Source organism: Ruegeria sp. HKCCA5929 (genome assembly GCF_013034525.1).
Taxonomy (GTDB): Bacteria; Pseudomonadota; Alphaproteobacteria; order Rhodobacterales; family Rhodobacteraceae; genus Ruegeria.
In genome coordinates this window covers 1-16,598 of sequence record NZ_WQGE01000004.1, presented here as the reverse complement: position 1 = coordinate 16,598, position 16,598 = coordinate 1, and the positions used below count along the sequence as shown (strand labels likewise).

16 protein-coding genes are annotated in these 16,598 nt (G+C 57.5%); 9 read left to right on the top strand and 7 right to left on the bottom strand.

The window, feature by feature from the left end; genetic code table 11:
• Positions 1-304 precede the first annotated feature (304 nt).
• The gene (locus GOV90_RS11095) at positions 305-1,348 is read right to left on the bottom strand and encodes an AraC family transcriptional regulator (RefSeq protein ID WP_170357385.1); all 1,044 of its coding nucleotides are present in this window, start codon (positions 1,346-1,348) and stop codon (positions 305-307) included.
• A gap of 191 nt (positions 1,349-1,539) precedes the next feature.
• Between GOV90_RS11095 and GOV90_RS11090 the strand changes: the two genes are divergently transcribed.
• From GOV90_RS11090 to GOV90_RS11055, 8 genes are all read left to right on the top strand, one after another.
• The gene (locus GOV90_RS11090) at positions 1,540-3,057 is read left to right on the top strand and encodes an amidohydrolase family protein (protein ID WP_170343540.1); all 1,518 of its coding nucleotides are present in this window, start codon (positions 1,540-1,542) and stop codon (positions 3,055-3,057) included.
• A gap of 51 nt (positions 3,058-3,108) precedes the next feature.
• Positions 3,109-4,494, top strand: a complete 1,386-nt coding sequence (locus GOV90_RS11085; protein WP_170422135.1) for an amidohydrolase family protein — start codon at positions 3,109-3,111, stop codon at positions 4,492-4,494.
• 74 nt (positions 4,495-4,568) lie between these two features.
• A complete protein-coding gene (locus GOV90_RS11080) occupies positions 4,569-6,248 on the top strand; it encodes a hypothetical protein (RefSeq protein WP_170392031.1) in 1,680 nt (559 codons plus the stop codon).
• Between the two features lie 140 nt (positions 6,249-6,388).
• Entirely contained in the window at positions 6,389-6,718 is a 330-nt protein-coding gene (locus tag GOV90_RS11075) for a hypothetical protein (protein ID WP_170357382.1), read from the top strand.
• 78 nt (positions 6,719-6,796) lie between these two features.
• A complete protein-coding gene (locus GOV90_RS11070) occupies positions 6,797-7,162 on the top strand; it encodes a DoxX family protein (protein ID WP_170342826.1) in 366 nt (121 codons plus the stop codon).
• Positions 7,159-8,457, top strand: a complete 1,299-nt coding sequence (locus tag GOV90_RS11065; protein WP_171096785.1) for a carbohydrate porin — start codon at positions 7,159-7,161, stop codon at positions 8,455-8,457. The genes GOV90_RS11070 and GOV90_RS11065 overlap by 4 nt, the downstream gene beginning before the upstream one ends.
• Positions 8,458-8,477: 20 nt before the next feature.
• The gene (locus tag GOV90_RS11060; protein WP_171096784.1) at positions 8,478-8,687 is read left to right on the top strand and encodes a hypothetical protein; all 210 of its coding nucleotides are present in this window, start codon (positions 8,478-8,480) and stop codon (positions 8,685-8,687) included.
• 55 nt (positions 8,688-8,742) lie between these two features.
• Positions 8,743-9,018 (top strand): glycine zipper domain-containing protein, encoded by a 276-nt coding sequence (locus tag GOV90_RS11055; RefSeq protein ID WP_170343544.1) that lies wholly within the window; start codon positions 8,743-8,745, stop codon positions 9,016-9,018.
• A 189-nt stretch (positions 9,019-9,207) separates the two neighbouring features.
• Here the strand turns inward: GOV90_RS11055 and GOV90_RS11050 are convergent, their stop codons facing one another.
• The 6 genes from GOV90_RS11050 to GOV90_RS11025 all read right to left on the bottom strand — a co-directional run bounded on the left by GOV90_RS11050 (position 9,208) and on the right by GOV90_RS11025 (position 15,570).
• Complete coding sequence (locus GOV90_RS11050; protein WP_170342831.1) at positions 9,208-10,245, bottom strand: AraC family transcriptional regulator; 1,038 nt, start codon at positions 10,243-10,245, stop codon at positions 9,208-9,210.
• A 530-nt stretch (positions 10,246-10,775) separates the two neighbouring features.
• A complete protein-coding gene (locus tag GOV90_RS11045; RefSeq protein WP_170343551.1) occupies positions 10,776-11,534 on the bottom strand; it encodes an SDR family NAD(P)-dependent oxidoreductase in 759 nt (252 codons plus the stop codon).
• A gap of 18 nt (positions 11,535-11,552) precedes the next feature.
• Entirely contained in the window at positions 11,553-12,374 is an 822-nt protein-coding gene (locus GOV90_RS11040) for an ABC transporter permease (protein ID WP_171096783.1), read from the bottom strand.
• A 7-nt stretch (positions 12,375-12,381) separates the two neighbouring features.
• Complete coding sequence (locus GOV90_RS11035) at positions 12,382-13,233, bottom strand: ABC transporter permease (protein WP_093962199.1); 852 nt, start codon at positions 13,231-13,233, stop codon at positions 12,382-12,384.
• A gap of 38 nt (positions 13,234-13,271) precedes the next feature.
• Positions 13,272-14,435: a PotD/PotF family extracellular solute-binding protein gene (locus GOV90_RS11030; RefSeq protein ID WP_093962198.1), complete on the bottom strand. Its 1,164-nt coding sequence runs from the start codon at positions 14,433-14,435 to the stop codon at positions 13,272-13,274.
• Positions 14,436-14,469: 34 nt separating this feature from the next.
• A complete protein-coding gene (locus GOV90_RS11025) occupies positions 14,470-15,570 on the bottom strand; it encodes an ABC transporter ATP-binding protein (protein WP_253284631.1) in 1,101 nt (366 codons plus the stop codon).
• A gap of 153 nt (positions 15,571-15,723) precedes the next feature.
• Between GOV90_RS11025 and GOV90_RS11020 the strand changes: the two genes are divergently transcribed.
• Entirely contained in the window at positions 15,724-16,491 is a 768-nt protein-coding gene (locus tag GOV90_RS11020) for a helix-turn-helix transcriptional regulator (RefSeq protein ID WP_093962973.1), read from the top strand.
• Positions 16,492-16,598: the final 107 nt, after the last annotated feature.

Below are 16,598 nucleotides of genomic sequence, written 5' to 3'. Positions count from 1 at the left end.
CTAATCGCTAATGCCGTCGGATGACGGCTTTGAGCCCTTCCCGACCGATGCAGCTTTTGTCACGAACGGGCAGAATGCCGACCTTACGGACCTTCGCTGCGGGCACGAGAAGTCAGAGTTCGCAGAAACCAAGGCGGTCAAGATGGGCGGCAAGCGGGAGTTCGCTGCGGATAGCATGGAGGTCTCCTTTCCCATCGATTGCTCCCCGCGAAGGGCTCGCCGGTTCATGCATCTCTTCGGCATTACCATTGGCGACCGAGGTTCCAAGAGATTGCGGTAGTCGAGAAGTCGCAGCGGGGTCAGGCTAATCTGCAGGCGCTCCGGCAATTTGGGCCTCTTGTGCCTCCTTATTGCGCCAATCTTTCGGGGATATGCCGAAGTTCCGCGTGAAGGCTCGGGTGAGTGCCGATGTTTCGGACAAGCCGACCAATTGGGCGATCTCCTTGATCGAATGATCAGATGTGGTGAGCAGTTCGGAGGCCTTTTCCATCCGCAGCCGGTTGATCACCTTGGACGCCGTTGTTCCGTAGGAGGACAAGCGCTTGTTCAGCACCTTGGTGGTGATGCTGCACATCCGGGCGGCCTCGCTCACCGTCAGCGCCGGATCGGACAGCCTTGATCGCACGAGAATTTCGAAGCCTTCGAGGTAGTCCAGGGGCACATCGACCTGAACCGGTTCTTCGATATCATTGTCGTGGTTCACGAGGAGTTCGGGGTTGATTGGAAGCGACAGCCAGGCCGCCGGAAAGCGGATGGAGAATCCCCTGTTGTTGCACTTGATGCCCCGCACGCCATGAAACTGCTCCGGCAGCAGGGTCGGATCGCAGAGGCGCAGAACAACCTGGGTTGGATCCCATCGGAAATCGAGAACACGGTGCAGCAGGGAGATCCAGATCCCGACGAGAAAGGCGTCCGAATGGCCCGGCGACACCTCGGGTTCGAAATTGCGACTGGTGGTGAAGTAGGCGTGTTCCTCCTCGATCAGGAGCCGGAAGGACACCGCGTTGCTTTCCTTCGAGACGATCTGGGTGAACCGGGTGAAGAAATCGCCAAGGGTCACCGACTGGCCGAGGAGCGCCCCACGCGGCAGGAACTTCAACAGGTCTGTCTGTTGTCCCGCCAAGGCGCAGATATCCGGCCGGGTGATGTCGGCGATGGAGGCCAGCGCCGCATAGACCGTGTCATGCGGGATGAACTCGGCCGGGTTCAGGACCTGTTCCTCGCTCAATCCATGCAGCCCGAGCGCAAAGGCCGGATCCGCATCGAGCCGCCGCATCATCGCTACGACGGGGCCGAGGACCGTAGCACGTACGAGGGACAAACCGTCCTTTTGTTCTCCTTGCGGCATCCACATCACCCTTTCGCTCTCCGACACGCTACGGGCGCGGGCGCCTGACGGCCAAGCAGAAATTGGCTGAAATTGACCGGATCGGGTCAGAAAAATGCACCACGGGATCAGCGGGTCAAAAGAATCTCGGGGCACATGTGCATAGTGGGAGGATCGGTCCGCAGGAAGACCGACCCCTGGGAGGACACCGAATGACAACACTCAACCTGAAGGCGTTGCTGCCGGCCATGTCAATGGCAATTGCGCTCACGACGCCTGCCATTGCGCAGGATATCCCCAACATTCCCTCGGAGGTCACGCTGTTCAAGAACGTGATGGTCTTCGACGGGGTGAATGACGGCTTGAAAGATGTCGACGTGCTCGTCGTCAAGAACAAGATTCACAAGATTGCAGAGGACATTCCCGAATCCGGCACGTGGGAAGTCGAAGTTCGAACGGGCGGAAGCAAGCGCCTGCCCGATCCTGTTGGCGGTATCGACGGCTATTCTTTCACCATCCAGACCGAACGCGGTATCGAGACCAAAGAGGTCGAGGTCAATGTGATCGACGGCGGCGGACGCACCTTGATGCCGGGACTGATCGACAGCCATGTGCATGTGAATATGTACAAGGATGGCACGATCCCGGGCCTTCAGGACACGACATGGGAGGAGATCGGCGCACGTTCTGCGGCCTTTGCGCAGGAAATGCTGGCGATGGGCTTCACAACCGTGCGCGACATGTGCGGTGCACATGGTGGACTTCGTGCGGTAATCGACGAGGGTTCGCTTCCGGGCCCGCGGATATACTCGTCCGGCGCCTGCCTCAGCCAGACCGGTGGTCATGGCGACTGGGGGATCGCCGGGCAACGCAAGAACGAAAGCAATCTTGAACGGCTGGAGATCACGCGGCTTGTCGACGGCCCTGCCGAAGTGCTCCACGGCGCGCGGCGGAACTTTGCGCTTGGGGCCAACTACCTCAAGATCATGGTCAGTGGTGGTGTGACCTCCATCAAGGACCCGATCTACCAGTCCGCCTTTACAGACGAAGAAATCGCCGCTGCCGTCGAGGTGGCCGGGGACATGGATTCCTATGTCGCCATGCATGTCTTCATGGATAGCGACCTGTCGCGCGCGCTCGATCTCGGGGTCAAAGTGGTGGATCACGGCCTGACCATAACGGAACCGACGATGCAGAAGCTGGTAGAGAAGGAAGCGTTCTTCTCGCCCAACCTGACCGCGTTGGCGCCCGAGGCGCTTGAGCATCCGATGCACCAGGACCCGACCTTCCCGCCGACGGCGAAGTTCCTCTGGTTGCGGAAAAACAGCGAGCAGTTGTTTGATCTGGTGCGGAAGTACAAGCCGAAGATGGTGTTCGATTCCGACTACGTGCTGCTGACCGGTGTGCCGTACCGGCAGTCGATGGACTTCACCAAGGCTTTCATGGCGCGTGAGTTCGGCAACCTCTGGGCCTTGCAGATGATGACCTCGAATGGCGGCGAACTGGCCGCACTGACGGGACGCGGAAACCCCTATCCCGAAGGCAAGCTCGGCGTGATCGAGGAAGGTGCCTATGCCGATATCCTCATCGTTGACGGAAACCCGCTCGAAGACATCACTGCCATCGGCGCTGTCGATACATGGTTCGATGCCGAGCCACGCGGGCAGGACGTGCCGAGCATTCGCGTCATCATGAAGGACGGCAAGTTCTACAAGAACACGTTGAACTGAACTTTCGGCGGGGCGCTGGCTCCGCCGTCAACATTGCGGAAGGGCAAACTTATGAAGCATCTTTTCAAGTCCACATTACTGGCGGGCGTGGTGTCGCTCGCTGCCGGCATGTCCTCTGCGCAGGACGAAGCGCTGCCGCAGATCCTGTTCACCAATGTCCATGTTTTTGACGGCGTGAACGAGGCGCGGATCGAAAACGCCAGCGTTCTGGTCGAAGGCAACCTGATCAAGGAAATTTCGACGGACGGGATCGAAGCGCCCAACGCAACCATGATTGACGGCGGCGGGCGCACGCTCATGCCGGGGATGCATGACCAGCACGTGCATTTGCTGGTGTTCAACCCGCTCAGTGACGGGTTGCGCCAGAACATCACGCCCTTCCATCTTGGTGGCGTTGCAACGATCCGGTCCGAGCGCATCCTGATGAACGGGTTCACGACGGTTCGTGACCTCGGCGGACCGGCAAAGTCCATCGCGCGGATCATCGATACCGGTATGTTCCCCGGCCCGAGGATCTATTCCTCGGAGGCCTTCATCACGCAGACATCGGGCCATGCCGATTTCCGCAAGCTGAACGACCGGCATCCAACCCTGTCGGGGCAAGGCCCATCGCATTGGGTCGACACGGACATGAGCTTCATCGCGGATGGCCCGGAGCAGATCCGCATGGCGGTGCGCGAGAACCTGCGGCGCGGGGCAACCCAGATCAAGGTCATGGTCAGCGGTGGGGTCACGTCCGAGTTCGACCCGCTGCATTCGCTTCAGTACCAGGCGGACGAGATCCAGATGGCGGTCAAGACCGCCGAGCAATGGGGCACCTACGTCACCTGCCACGTGTTCACCGAGCAGGCGATCCGCAACTGTATCGACAACGGTGCAAAGACCGTTGAGCACATCCCGTTCCTGACCAAGGAGGCCGCCGAGATCATGGTCGAAAAGCAGATCATGTTCGCGACGGCGGTAGCCCCGGTCTACTCGGTGACGACCGAACAGGCGGAAGCCTTCTACACGCCAGCCTCGTTCGCCAAATGGAAGAGTGTCCGTGACGCCGCCGCCAACATGATCGAGGTGATCCAGACGACACCGGGCATGATCGACCTCTACACTCTGGGCACCGATCTCATCAACAACTGGGACCAGACGCTTGAGCAGGACAAGAAGATGAACGACGAGTTCAAATACCTGCACGAGGCCAAGTTCAAACCCTTCGACATTCTGCGCATGGCCACATCGAACGGCGCCCGCATGAACCGGCTTACGGGCTTGAACAATCCGTATCAAGACGGCCCGCTCGGCGTGGTCGAGGAAGGCGCTTACGCGGATCTCCTGCTGGTCGATGGCAACCCGCTCGAAGACATCCTTCTTCTGGCCGATCCTGATCCCAACCTGAAGGTCATCATGAAGGACGGCGTGATCTACAAGAACACGCTGGACTGAGGAGAGCGCGGGGCGGTCTCCCTCGTCCGCCCCGCGTTTTTTTGCCCGACGCAATCATCCCGGAAGGACTGACCGTGAAACACCTCACTCTTGCCACTCTCATGGCCCTCTGCAGTTCGATGGCGGTTGCTCAGGAGTGCGACGTCGCGCTTCTCAACGGCCGCGTCATGGACCCGGAAACCAATCTTGATGCCGTGCGCAATGTCTGCGTGACCGGCGACAGGATCACCGCGATCACCGAAGATGCCTTGACGGGCAAGCGCGAGATCGACGTTTCCGGGCATGTAGTCGCGCCGGGATTCATCAACACCCATTCGCATTCCTTTGGCGGCTTCGATCAGAAGATGATGGCCCATGATGGCACGACGACGATCCTCGATACCGAGAGCGGCGTGGCGGATGCCGACCTGTTCTACGACAAGTACGAGGGCAATTCCTTTCTCAACTTCGGTTCCGGGATGGGGCACGAGGAGATCCGGCGTGTCGTGATGGATGGGGTTTCAGTCGAGCTGGCATCCGATCCGACCTACATCCTCAAGTCACGCGGTGCAGCCGAGGAAGAAGACGGACATGCCAGCTGGGCGCTGGATATTCCGACTGCGGATCAGCTCGTCGAAGTCATGACCATGTATGAAAAGGGTCTTCGCGCCGGGGCGATCACCGTCAACACGACGGTGGGATACATGGGATACAACACCTATCCGAAGGAGATTTTCGCGCTTCAGAAAATGGCGAAGAAGTATGACCGCTTCTTTGGCGCCCATACCCGTTTCGGTCCGACCGAGAGCCTGCCGCTCTACTATTCCCTGGGCGCAAACGAGGTGATCGCAAACGCCGTTGCGCTCGACGGGGCCCTGATCCTTTCCCACATCCAGAACCAGGGGTGGGAAGAAATCTACGAGCTTGCGCGCCGCCTGCAAATGCGCGGAATGACCATCTTCGCGGAATACTACCCGGCCATCACCGGCAATCCGAACATCGCGACACCGCAACTGCTGCCGGACAAGATCGAGGCGAACAATATCGTTCCGACCCGCGATATCTTCGATACCAGCACCGGCGAACTCTACGAGTCCGACGAGGAGTTCTTCCGGCAGCAGAAGGAGGATCCGAGCAAGCCGATTTTCATCACAGTCCGCCCCGAAGCAGACCTGGAGCGCTGGATCCACATGAAGGATATTGCGATCGCCAACGACATCGTCGGCTTCACCGTCGATGGCGAACCGCTGCCGATCGAGGCCGATTTCACGGAGTACGGGGGGCACCCGCGCAATGCCGGCACCTATGGCATCGTGTTCCGCGAGGCCCGTGAACAGGGCATCGCGCTGATGGAGATGGTGAACAACGCCTCCTACATTCCCGCGAAGTACTTTTCCAAGGTGGGCCTGAAGGCGATGCAGGAACGCGGCCGGATGCAGGAAGGCATGATCGCGGATATCACGATCTTCGACCCCGACACGATCACCGAAACATCATCGATGAAGAAGGGCATGAACGGCTCCTTCACCAAGGGAATCCCCTACGTTCTGGTGAGCGGGCAGGTCATTATCGACGACGGTGTCGCTAATATCGACCTGCGGCCCGGGCAGCCGATCCGTTACCCGGTCATCGAAGGGGGCGAGATCGATCTGGACCTCGGGGACAAGGAATTCACCTGGCACGCCGACATCGAAACGCCAGAGGATGAGCATTCCGAGTTCCCGCTCCGCCCTGCCGAGCTGGAACACTCCATTCCCGGAGCTCCGGGGCATTGAACCCACAAGAACGGTCAGGGCAGCCATGCTGTACTGACCACAACATCGAAGCAATTCCGGGTGGCAAGATGAACAGGATCCTTCTTTCGACAGCCCTTTGCGTCTCTGCGACAGTTGCAGCGGCGCAGGACACAAAAGACATGCGCACCTTCCTGTTTATCGGCGCATCCAACAGCGCCGCCTGGGAGATGCAGATCGCCAATCCCGGGGACCGCGCGGCCTCGGTGAAGGGTGGGATCGAGGCGCTCGGCGGCGAGCTTTTGAGCTACTATTGGGGGCTTGGGAACGGGAAGAACTACATCACCGTCGCCCTGCCGGACGACCCCACCTTCATCCAGGCCTTCTATGTCAGCCGTCTCGGTGACGGGTTGCTGGAGGATTACCAGATGATCGAGTTGATGAGCAGCGCCGACATGGCCGAAGCCCTCGCCCGTGTGCCGGAGATCAAGGCGCAGGACGATCTCAAGTAACCGGACTGCACACTCGGGACGATCCAGAAGGGAACATCAAATGAACTTCAGCCCTGTGTGTGTCGGCGGAGTCGTATTATGCAAATAGTTGCCATTGGCCTGCTGTCCGCCTTCTTTCTCTTCGCCAGTTCGATCAAGATCCTTGGCTGGCAGAAGCTCATCTTCGAAACGCAACTGGCGATGTTCGTCAAATACGGGCTGAACCGTCAGATCATGGCGCTTGTCGGTGGTGTCGAGCTTTTCGGGGCGGTGGCGATCTGGTTTCAAGGCAGCTTGCTCGGGCCGCTCGGGGCCGCTGCCCTTCTGGGCACGTCGCTTGGCGCAATCGGTTGTCATCTGATCTGGGACACTTGGAAAGACGGTGTGCCTGCCATGATCACGGCTACGCTTTCGGCCTTCGTCCTCTGGACGGGCCGGGATGTCGTACTGGCGATACTTGCATGAGCGGGCCGAAGAAGAATCAAGAGCAACAAGAGAGACCTCATATGGGACAGGCAAGGCTTCTCGGTACGGTCATCGTCGCTGGCTTCTGGTTATCAACCGGAGCCTTGGCGCAGGAAAGCCGGCCAACGTCCGCCCTGGAGGCCGCCGCAGCGGTCTCGCTCGGTGGCCCGGCATCCACGCAGGCCCAACTGGAACAAGACCGAGTGCGGCGGTTGCAGGACTCTCGCTGGCCGGGGCTGGATGCGGCATTGGACCCCTTGGAGGCATCGCGGCAACGCTTTGCCGAACGCACCGGCCTGAACCTCTCCTTCGACTACCAGGCCTATTACCAGTCCGCGACCGAGAGCCTGACCGATATCGACGAGGCCGCCTTGGGCCAGGCGCGCATTCTGGGCCAGTGGACGCTGCTCAATCGCGGCGGCGAAAATCCCGGGCAATTGGTCTTCACATTGGAGAACCGCCATCTGCTCGGCACGGACATCGCGCCAAGCGGGCTTGCCGGGGAAATCGGCTATGCGGGCGTCACCGCAACGACATTCAGTGACACCGACACGACCCTCTCCGTCGCCTACTGGTCCCAGACGCTCGCTGGCGGGAAGGCCGGTTTCGTGGCCGGCCGGATCGATCCGGGAGACTACTCGGACATCCTCGGCTACGTGAACCCACGCACGACTTTCTCCAATTTCTCGATCCTGTTCAGCCCGGTCCTGCCGATCCCCGATCCCGGCTTCGGCATTGCGGGGGGCGGTTTCCTGACCGACCAGATCTATGCCCTCGGTGTCCTGTCGGATGCAAACGGCTCGCTGACCGATGTCGAGTGGTTTCCCGGTGGCCCCGAGTTCTACAAATACGCCGAGATCGGATGGACGCCCGAACGCTCGAAGCGCTTTCTAACCAACGTTCACCTCGGGGTATTTCACGTCGATGAACGCACCGAGGCAGGCGTGCCGGAGAGCTACGGGGCGATCCTGTCTGCCAACCACACGATCAACGAGGAATTCATGATCTACGGACGCCTCGGCTGGTCGGAGGGTGAGGCGCCGATCGCCCGACGCGCAGCCAACGCTGGACTTCTATGGCGGCCGGACCTCTATGACGACCTCTTTGGGTTTGGCGCGACCGTTGCGGACCCGGTAGATGAAACGCTCGACACCCAGACCACAATGGAGGCCTTCTATCGGTTGGACCTGTCGGACAATGTCGCCCTGACGGCGGACGTCCAGCACATGATCAACCCGGGCTTCAACGATCAGGACACGACCGTTTTCGGCTTGAGGCTGCGGATCAATCTTTGACCTGAGTAGCGGCGGATAGAATGCCGTCTGGTTGGGAGTGTCGTGCCTGCGCCGGAACGGCCCATGCAGCCATCGCGGCCAAGGAGGCGACCCCTTGGATGATTGGCATTGCGTCAGGCGAAAGTCTTGACGGCAGAACAACCGTCGAATTTGGCTTGTTGCTCTGCAATGTCAGCCATTCCAATGAAGCTGTCGGATGCTCTCAAGCGGGGGCATGGCGGTTCGCTTAGATCTTTCCACAGAAGGCGGCCACGGAGGTCGCCACCGTCAGAAAGGTTGGAACCGATGACAAACACCCTCAAGAACACCGTATTCGCCGCCCTTGCCGCCTCACTCGCCCTCGCTGCCCCGATGGCCGCCAATGCCGGTGACATCGGTGAGAAAGCCCTCAAGGGCGCTGTGGCCGGCGCCGTGCTGACCGAAATCACCGGCGGCGACGCCAAGGACGGCCTGGCCCTCGGCGCAGCCGCCGGTGCGCTCGGTGGCAAGATCGCCGAAGACCGGGATCGTCAAGATCGCAAGGACGATCGCAAGAAGGGTGGCAACAAGCACAAGCGCTGATCCCGCAACGAGACGACCGGAACGGTTTACCCCTTCCAACCGACGCTGGAGAGATCCGGCATCTGCTTCAAACCCGTTAGGCCTCATGCCTGCCGGGTTTGTTGCGTCAGGGTGGTTCAGGAAGACGGAGAAACGTGAAAGTGCGGGCCTATGATCCGAGCAGTCCGGCCTCTACTCAGATCGTTCGCCCTATGCCAGGGGCGCTTCTGTTGCTGGCTGCTCCCTGAAGTCGCTGGGGGGCTGTCCGTACCATCTTCGGAATGCCGTGCTGAAGGTACTGGCGTCGCTATATCCGAGAAGATAGGCGATCTCGGTGAGCGGAAGCGTGCTGTTGAGCAGATAGTCCCGGGCCAGAGCCTTTCGCAGATTGGCGACGACCGCTGCGAAGCTCGTGCCCTCGTCGGTCAGTCGGCGGGCCAGCGTTCGGGCGCTCATCCCAAGTTCCGCCGCAATTGCGTCCTGCTGGGCCGTGCCGGCTGCAAGACGCGCCGTGATCTGCCTCTCAACAACCCGGGCCACACTGTTGGGTGTCTGCGGCATCCGAGCCAGCGTGTTCTCGCAAATGACCGAAAGCGTCCGCTGCAAGTTGTCGTCGGCCGTCAACAGCGGCACATCCATATCAGCCGCCTTGAAGGCAATGCTGTTCTCCGCGGCACCAAACAGGACATTGCAGCCAAAGAACCTGTCGAGGGCCTCGGTGCCGGTCAGCCGCTGATGCGCGAACCGAACATGCGTCGGACGGATTTGCCGATTGGAGTAGTCCCGCAGGGCGAAGACCGTGCCAACGGCTCCAAACTCGGCATATTGCCCGGTCGGAATGCTTGCTGGCACATCGTAGTGCCAGGTCAGCCGGGTGGTTTCCGGGCCTTCTTCCATGGCCGTCTTGCTCGCGTCACCGATCACGCGCTGAAAACGGGTGATGTTTCGAAGGTAACCGCCAACGGTAGGTGCCGAAACGCCGACATAGGCGAGCAACCCGGCCTTCCTGACCAGGTCCGGCGACTGTGCCAGGCGGTATCCGACAAGGTCGTCCCTGGTCAAAGCGCTCGCCTTTTCAAACAACCAGGCAGTCTTGTCGAAGGACCAGCGAGCATCCGGGTCTTCGAGTTGAGATCTGGTTATCCCGAACTCCTTTCGGATATCCCGCTCGGAAAGGCCTGTTTTCTTCAACTCACCGACAATGATCTGTCCCCAGATTGCGCTGTGTTTTGGAATCTCGGATTTCATTTCTGGTCCGTAGTCTCGGTGTCTGACGTGTTGCGCCACGTTAAGGCCCGTCTGACCTTCTTGCCAGTTGCCAAAGCCAACGTTCGAACAACGCAACGCCCGTTTCGTTCAATACCCGCAGTGCCTTTCACACACTCGCCACCAAGGTAGGCGCGACGTCGGTCGCGAGTAACTCGAGATCCGTGCGGTGTGACACACCGAGTAGCGGCGCACATCGTCCGGGTTGGGCAGCTTGCTTGTTCGCTGTGGCTTTCGAAGCCGCCATTCTCGGCGCGCTACTTAAAAGTCCGCTCTGGGCCGTTCACGAGGGTCTGAGATCGTGCTGCGCTTGCGAAGTGCGGTGCTCGACCAACGACCGCAATGCGCAGATAGCGGCCGTATAGGGGCGCAAGGCGAACGGCGGGAAAGTCCGCAATGCAGTCATTGAGCGTAGGTGAGCGAACGTCTGCCTCGAGCCCAAAGCGGACTGAAATGTGCTCGCCAAAATGAATTGCGGCGATAGACATTCTCTTGAGCGGTCTAACCCATCACTAAATGCATTCACCGCCATCGATAACCAGGGCTTGCCCCGTCATAAAAGCGGATTCATCTGAAGCTAAATAGACAATCCCATGGCCAATCTCTTCAACTGTCGCCCATCGACTCATGGGGATCGCCTGCTCGATGTAGCTTTCCAGTTTGGCACGGCCTCCCATCTGCTTTTCGAAGCCTGCATTGAAAGGGGTGTCTACAAATCCTGGACATAGGGCATTGAAACGGATTGCATGGACAGCGTAGTCGGCTGCCATCTGCCGGACCATCGCAACAGCAGCGTGCTTTGTAGTCGCATAGGCGATCATACCCCGGTCATATTGAACCCCAGAATTGGAGGCCGTGACGATCACGCTGCCTCCACCTTGTGATTTCATATGGGCGACGGCTGCACGCGCGGCAATGAAGTGAGCGCGGACATTCAATGCCCAAGAAGCATCCATTCCATCTGGTTCCACTTCTTCCAGCGTTCCTTCGATCTGCAACCCAGCGTGAGAGTGCAACACGTCAAGCCGACCGAAGTTTTTAACTGCTTCGTCTATGGTTCTGGTAAGGGCATCGTCATCGGTCACATCAAGCTGTATGGCAGATGCTTGATTTCCCTGCGCTACGATCGCGGCCACAGTGGCTTCAGCAAGGGTTGCATCGCGATCGGTTACCACAACATGCGCACCCTCTTGTGCCATTGCCATTGAACCCGCCCGACCAATTCCTGATCCCGCGCCCGTCACGAGCGCGACCTTACCTGCAAGCCGCATGTTACTTGGCTCCTTTATTTAATTATTCGATTTTGAGGCGCCTCGGCGCAATAGCAGCTGCGCTGCTACGAGCAACAAGAGCGACGCGCCCATAACCATAGTGCCGATGGCATTGATCTCGGGTGTTACGCCGCGCCGGATGGATGAGAATATGTAGATTGGCAGGGTTGTTTCTGAGCCAGCTACGAAGAACGCGATGATGAAATCATCAAATGAGAAAGTGAAGCTGAGCAGGAAGCCTGCCAAAATTGCCGGTGCTATCAACGGCAGGGTCACCTGTCGAAAGGTGCCCCAGGGCGTCGCAAAGAGGTCAGCCGAAGCTTCCATGAGCGCGCGGTCCATACCCGATAGCCTTGCACGTACGATGATTATGACCAGCGCCATTGTGAACATGGTGTGTGCGGCGACAAGCGTGGGCATCCCCATGGAAAGTTGCGGGGGATTTGCTCCATCGGGCCATAGGCTTGCAAGAAGCGGGTTTAGCCAGCCGAATACGGTGACCAGGGCAATGAGTGTCGCGATGCCGATGACGATACCGGGTATCATTATTGCAATATAAATCATCGCATCAAACAAAGTTCGGAGCCATCCCTTAACCCCTTCTAAAGCGATGGCCGCCATGGTTCCGAGAGTGGATGCGAGGCAAGCAGTTATGAATGCCGCAAGCAGACTGGTCTCGAGCGCGTCCATTACAAATGGGTTGTTCAGCGCTTTACCATACCATTGGGTCGAGAACCCCATGAACTGGCTTGCGTGTCGTCCGGCATTAAAGCTGAAAAACGCGATGATGCCGATTGGAATATAGAGAAAAAGGTAGACGCAAATCGCGTATAAGCGCATCGGACCCTCACATCAGCGAGACATCTTCGCGCTGGCCACCCAGGCGCGAGATGAATTTCATGTAAATTGAGACAGTGACAAGCATTACGACAACCAGAGTCATTGCGACCGCCGATCCGTACGCCCAGTTCCGAGACTGCAGGAACAGGTCCACCAGCGCATTTCCGACGAAAAAGACCTTTCCGCCGCCCAAGATCGCTGGGATCAGAAACTCGCCCATCAGCAAGATGAAGACCAGCATGCAGCCAGTTGCGATACCAGGTACCGACAAAGGAAGTGTCACCTGACGGAACGTACGCCATGGGGTAGAGCCGAGATCAGCCGATGCTTCCAGAAGGCGTTTATCCAGTTTGTCTAAGCTTACAAAAATCGGGAAAACCATCAGAGGTAGATACCCATAGACAATCCCGACAAGCACAGCGAACGGCGTATTTATCAGGCGGATATCATCGATGCCGATCGACTCCAGTAAAGCGGGCAAGCCACGCCCCCCAAGGATGAAAATCCAAGCGTATGACCGGATCAGGATCGATGTCCAGAACGGCACGATCACTAGGATCAACAGCGAAGTTCTCCACTTTGGTGAACAACGCACCGCAAGAAAGTAGGCGAGCGGGTAGGCAATTACCAACGCAGCGATAGTCCCCAGAGGTGCAAGGATCAAAGTGTTCTTAAACGCCGTCCATCGCGCAGGAAGGTTGGCATATTGTTCCAACGTGAACGCTGGAACGTAGCCTCCGGCGGCACCCCGTTCGCCAAAGGAAAAGACGAAGACGACCAGCAGAGGAAGGGCTAGCATTACCAAAAGCCATATTCCTGCTGGAGCCAGCAACAGTGCTTTTCTGCCTCGTTCGGTCATTTTGTCCTCGTCTTTTCCGATATTGGCGGCCTTGCCGCTTAGGCCGACTTGAAGCGGGCGAGCAACTCGGCACGGTTTGGATCGGTTAGTGTAGCCGCCGCGCCGAACTCGAGTGCATTCAGAAGGTCAGCTGCCGGATAAAGGATCGGATCTTCCAGTAGTTCCTTCGGCAGCAACGCATTGGTGCGAGCATCAGCCGATGGATAGCCGTGAGCGAGGACTTCTTTCGCATTAACTTCCGGGTTCAGCAGGAAGTCGATCAAGGCATAAGCGGCATCCATATGGGGTGCGCCCTTAGGAATAGCGTAGTAGTCGGACCAGAGCTCACCGCCCTCAGTTCCCAGAACGTAGGCGATTTCAGGCATGTCGACATTCATCTGCTTGCCGTCACCTGTCCAGCACATCGTCATCCAGGCGTCACCGTTACGCATCGGTGGCTGATAATCCGACGAGATTGCAAACAGATGCGGTTTGGCATCCAGCAACAATTTCTCGGCATCCGCCAGTTCCTTCTCATCGACCGAGTTGAAGGAGTAGCCGAAGTATTTCAGGGCATTACCGATGGTGGTGAGTTGGTAATCATGCACCATTGTCCGGCCTGAGTAACCTTCCATAGTAAGGTCCCAGAACTCTTTCCATGTGGTTGGAGTCGGAGCGCCGTCAAGCTTGCTGGTGTTCACTGCAAAGCCAGTCGTGCCCCAGTTTTTTGGCACCGCGTAAAGCTGGCCATCGACAGAACCGGCATCGGAAAAGCGCTGTTCGAATGAACCTGCGTCGTAGTTTGGCAGTTTGGACGTATCGAGCGGGATGATCAGATCTTCACCCACATACGTAGTGATCGTGTAGTTGGTTGGAACGAAAACGTCCCAGCCAGACCCTCCAGCCTGTAGTTTTGCCAACATCTCTTCATTCGAGCCAAAAACATTGACCTGAACATGGGCGCCAGTGGCTTCCGTGAAGGCTTCGAAGTTCATCTCGTCATGGTAGTTCGGCCATGTGGCGAGGATCACTCGGTCGCCAATGTCCCCGGCAGCAAATGCCGGGCGTGGACGCAACCCAGGAATGGCCGTGCCCAGAACGGCCGTTGCCATCCCAAGACCTGTCACGCCTAAGAAATGTCGCCGTGTAACCGAACCCTTTTGGTACCGGCGAAGCTCTTCCATGAACTTTTGCTTGGAAATAGTCCCATTATCCTTGGTCATTGTGAACCTCTCTGTTGTTGGATTGCGGGATTTGTTATTTTTTCAGGATCAGCAGTGCGCCTTCGCCCCATGAAACAAAGGCCTGCTCTCCTGCATTGAACGTCCCCTCGTTCAATTCCGCTTGCCTTGGCACAAGTACATGGAAATCACCCAGTGCTTCGTTGCGCGCAAGGTATTCTGTGTGCTCCCCAAGGAAGATCCGATTTTGAATGGTAACTGGCAGAGCGATTTCAGCTGTGGGTAGCGCGCGGGTCAGCGTGATCTGTTCAGGACGGATACTAACGCACACTTCCTGCCCTGCATCTATTGGAATCTCCGGAGTTCCGTGCACCTTTTGGCCACTCGCTAATCGCACAGTGATTTGGTCGGTTGCTGAGTCAGTCACAGTTGCATCAAAGAAATTTGAGGTGCCTACAAATCCAGCCACGTAGCGGCTGCGGGGCATGTCATAGAGTTCGCGTGGGCTGCCAACCTGCACAATACTGCCGCCTTCCATCACACAAATTCGGTCGGACATTGAAAGCGCTTCTTCTTGGTCGTGCGTGACGAGGACAAAAGTTATCCCTAGTTGTCGTTGCAGGTTCTGCAGTTCAAACTGCATTTCTTTTCGAAGCTTTCGATCCAGAGCAGCCATTGGTTCATCAAGCAGCAAAAGCTTGGGCTCGTTTACGATCGCACGCGCCAAAGCGACGCGTTGCTGCTGACCACCAGACATCTCCCAGATGCGACGTGGGCCAAACCCACCAAGACGGACAGTTTCCAGCGCTTGCTCAACCTTTGTCGCGATTGTTTGTTTGTCTACGCGTGGTCGTTGTTGGCGCAGGCCGTACGCGATGTTGTCGAACACGCTTAGGTGAGGAAAAAGAGCATAGTGCTGAAACACCATGTTGACTGGGCGATGGTGCGCATCCAAGTCGTTGACGACTTCTCCATCGAGCAACACCTGACCTTCGGTTGGCTTCTCGAAACCTGCCAACATTCTAAGCGCAGTGGTTTTGCCGCAACCAGATGGGCCTAAGAACGACAGGAACTCTCCTTTCCCAATGGAAAGATTCAGGTCTTTGGCGGCGACCACATTCCCGAAGGTCTTGGTCACTCCTCGGAGTTCCGCAATCGTCTGCATGGTGACGCTCATGTCAAAGCTCATATACTGCCGTTTTCCTTTTGCTTGATTTTTTGGCATTTGTTGGCATACCACTCAAACAAGGAAAAAGTAACAATAACTCGGAATAACTGTATATACCACAATTGGGGTATAGAGGTGCTTTTCGAAAATCTGGAGCGGCGTGTGTACGATTGGATGGAAGAGGCCGGCAGGGTCGTGGAGAAGATCGGAACCCCAGAATTTCCATGTGCTTTGGCAGATGGCTTACGGCAGGTCGCACCATTTGATTTTACGGTGGTGTTTGGCCATGTTGGAACCGAAGCACCAATAGACCTTCACGACGATTTCCCCAAAAGCAAACGGCGTATTTTTGTTGAGGATTACCAAGCCGGGCCCTACGTACTTGATCCATTTTTTTTGGCCGCGACAAAACCAATAACACCGGGTCTGTACCGCATGCGCGATATCGCACCGGACAGGTTCTATCAGGGCGAATACTATCGCAGCTATTACAAAAGGACTGGGTTAGCAGAGGAGATTGGCTACTTTATCGATATCCCAGGCGCTGGGATGGTTGTGGTCTCGCTCATGCGAGCAGAGAAGCCTTTTTCCGCCAAGGAAATTCGTCATTTGCACGCTCTATGGCCGCTCGTTCGGGCAGCCTGTTGCAAACATTGGAGTGACTTTCCAACGATGGCCCGCGGCGCCGCAGCGAATGGCGTTAGTCGTCGCGTTGATCTAGCATTCCAGGCATTTGGCGATGGCGTTCTGACGCCACGAGAACGAGAAGTCGTTGAGTTCACATTGAAGGGCCATTCGGCAGAAGCTGTTGGCACAATTCTCGGCATCTCTCCAGGCACAGTCCGCATCCACAGACGCAACATTTACGCGAAACTTAGGATCAACTCGCAGGGTGAGCTTTTTTCAAAGTTCATTGAAAAGGCGCTTTAAAAGGTTCCTTGAACACCCACTTTATCCGTTTTGCCGACCTTGCTACCTTGTGGGTCTTGTCAGAAGAACTTGTCTTGAGGCAGGCAGGACGGTTGCGTAGCTTTTGC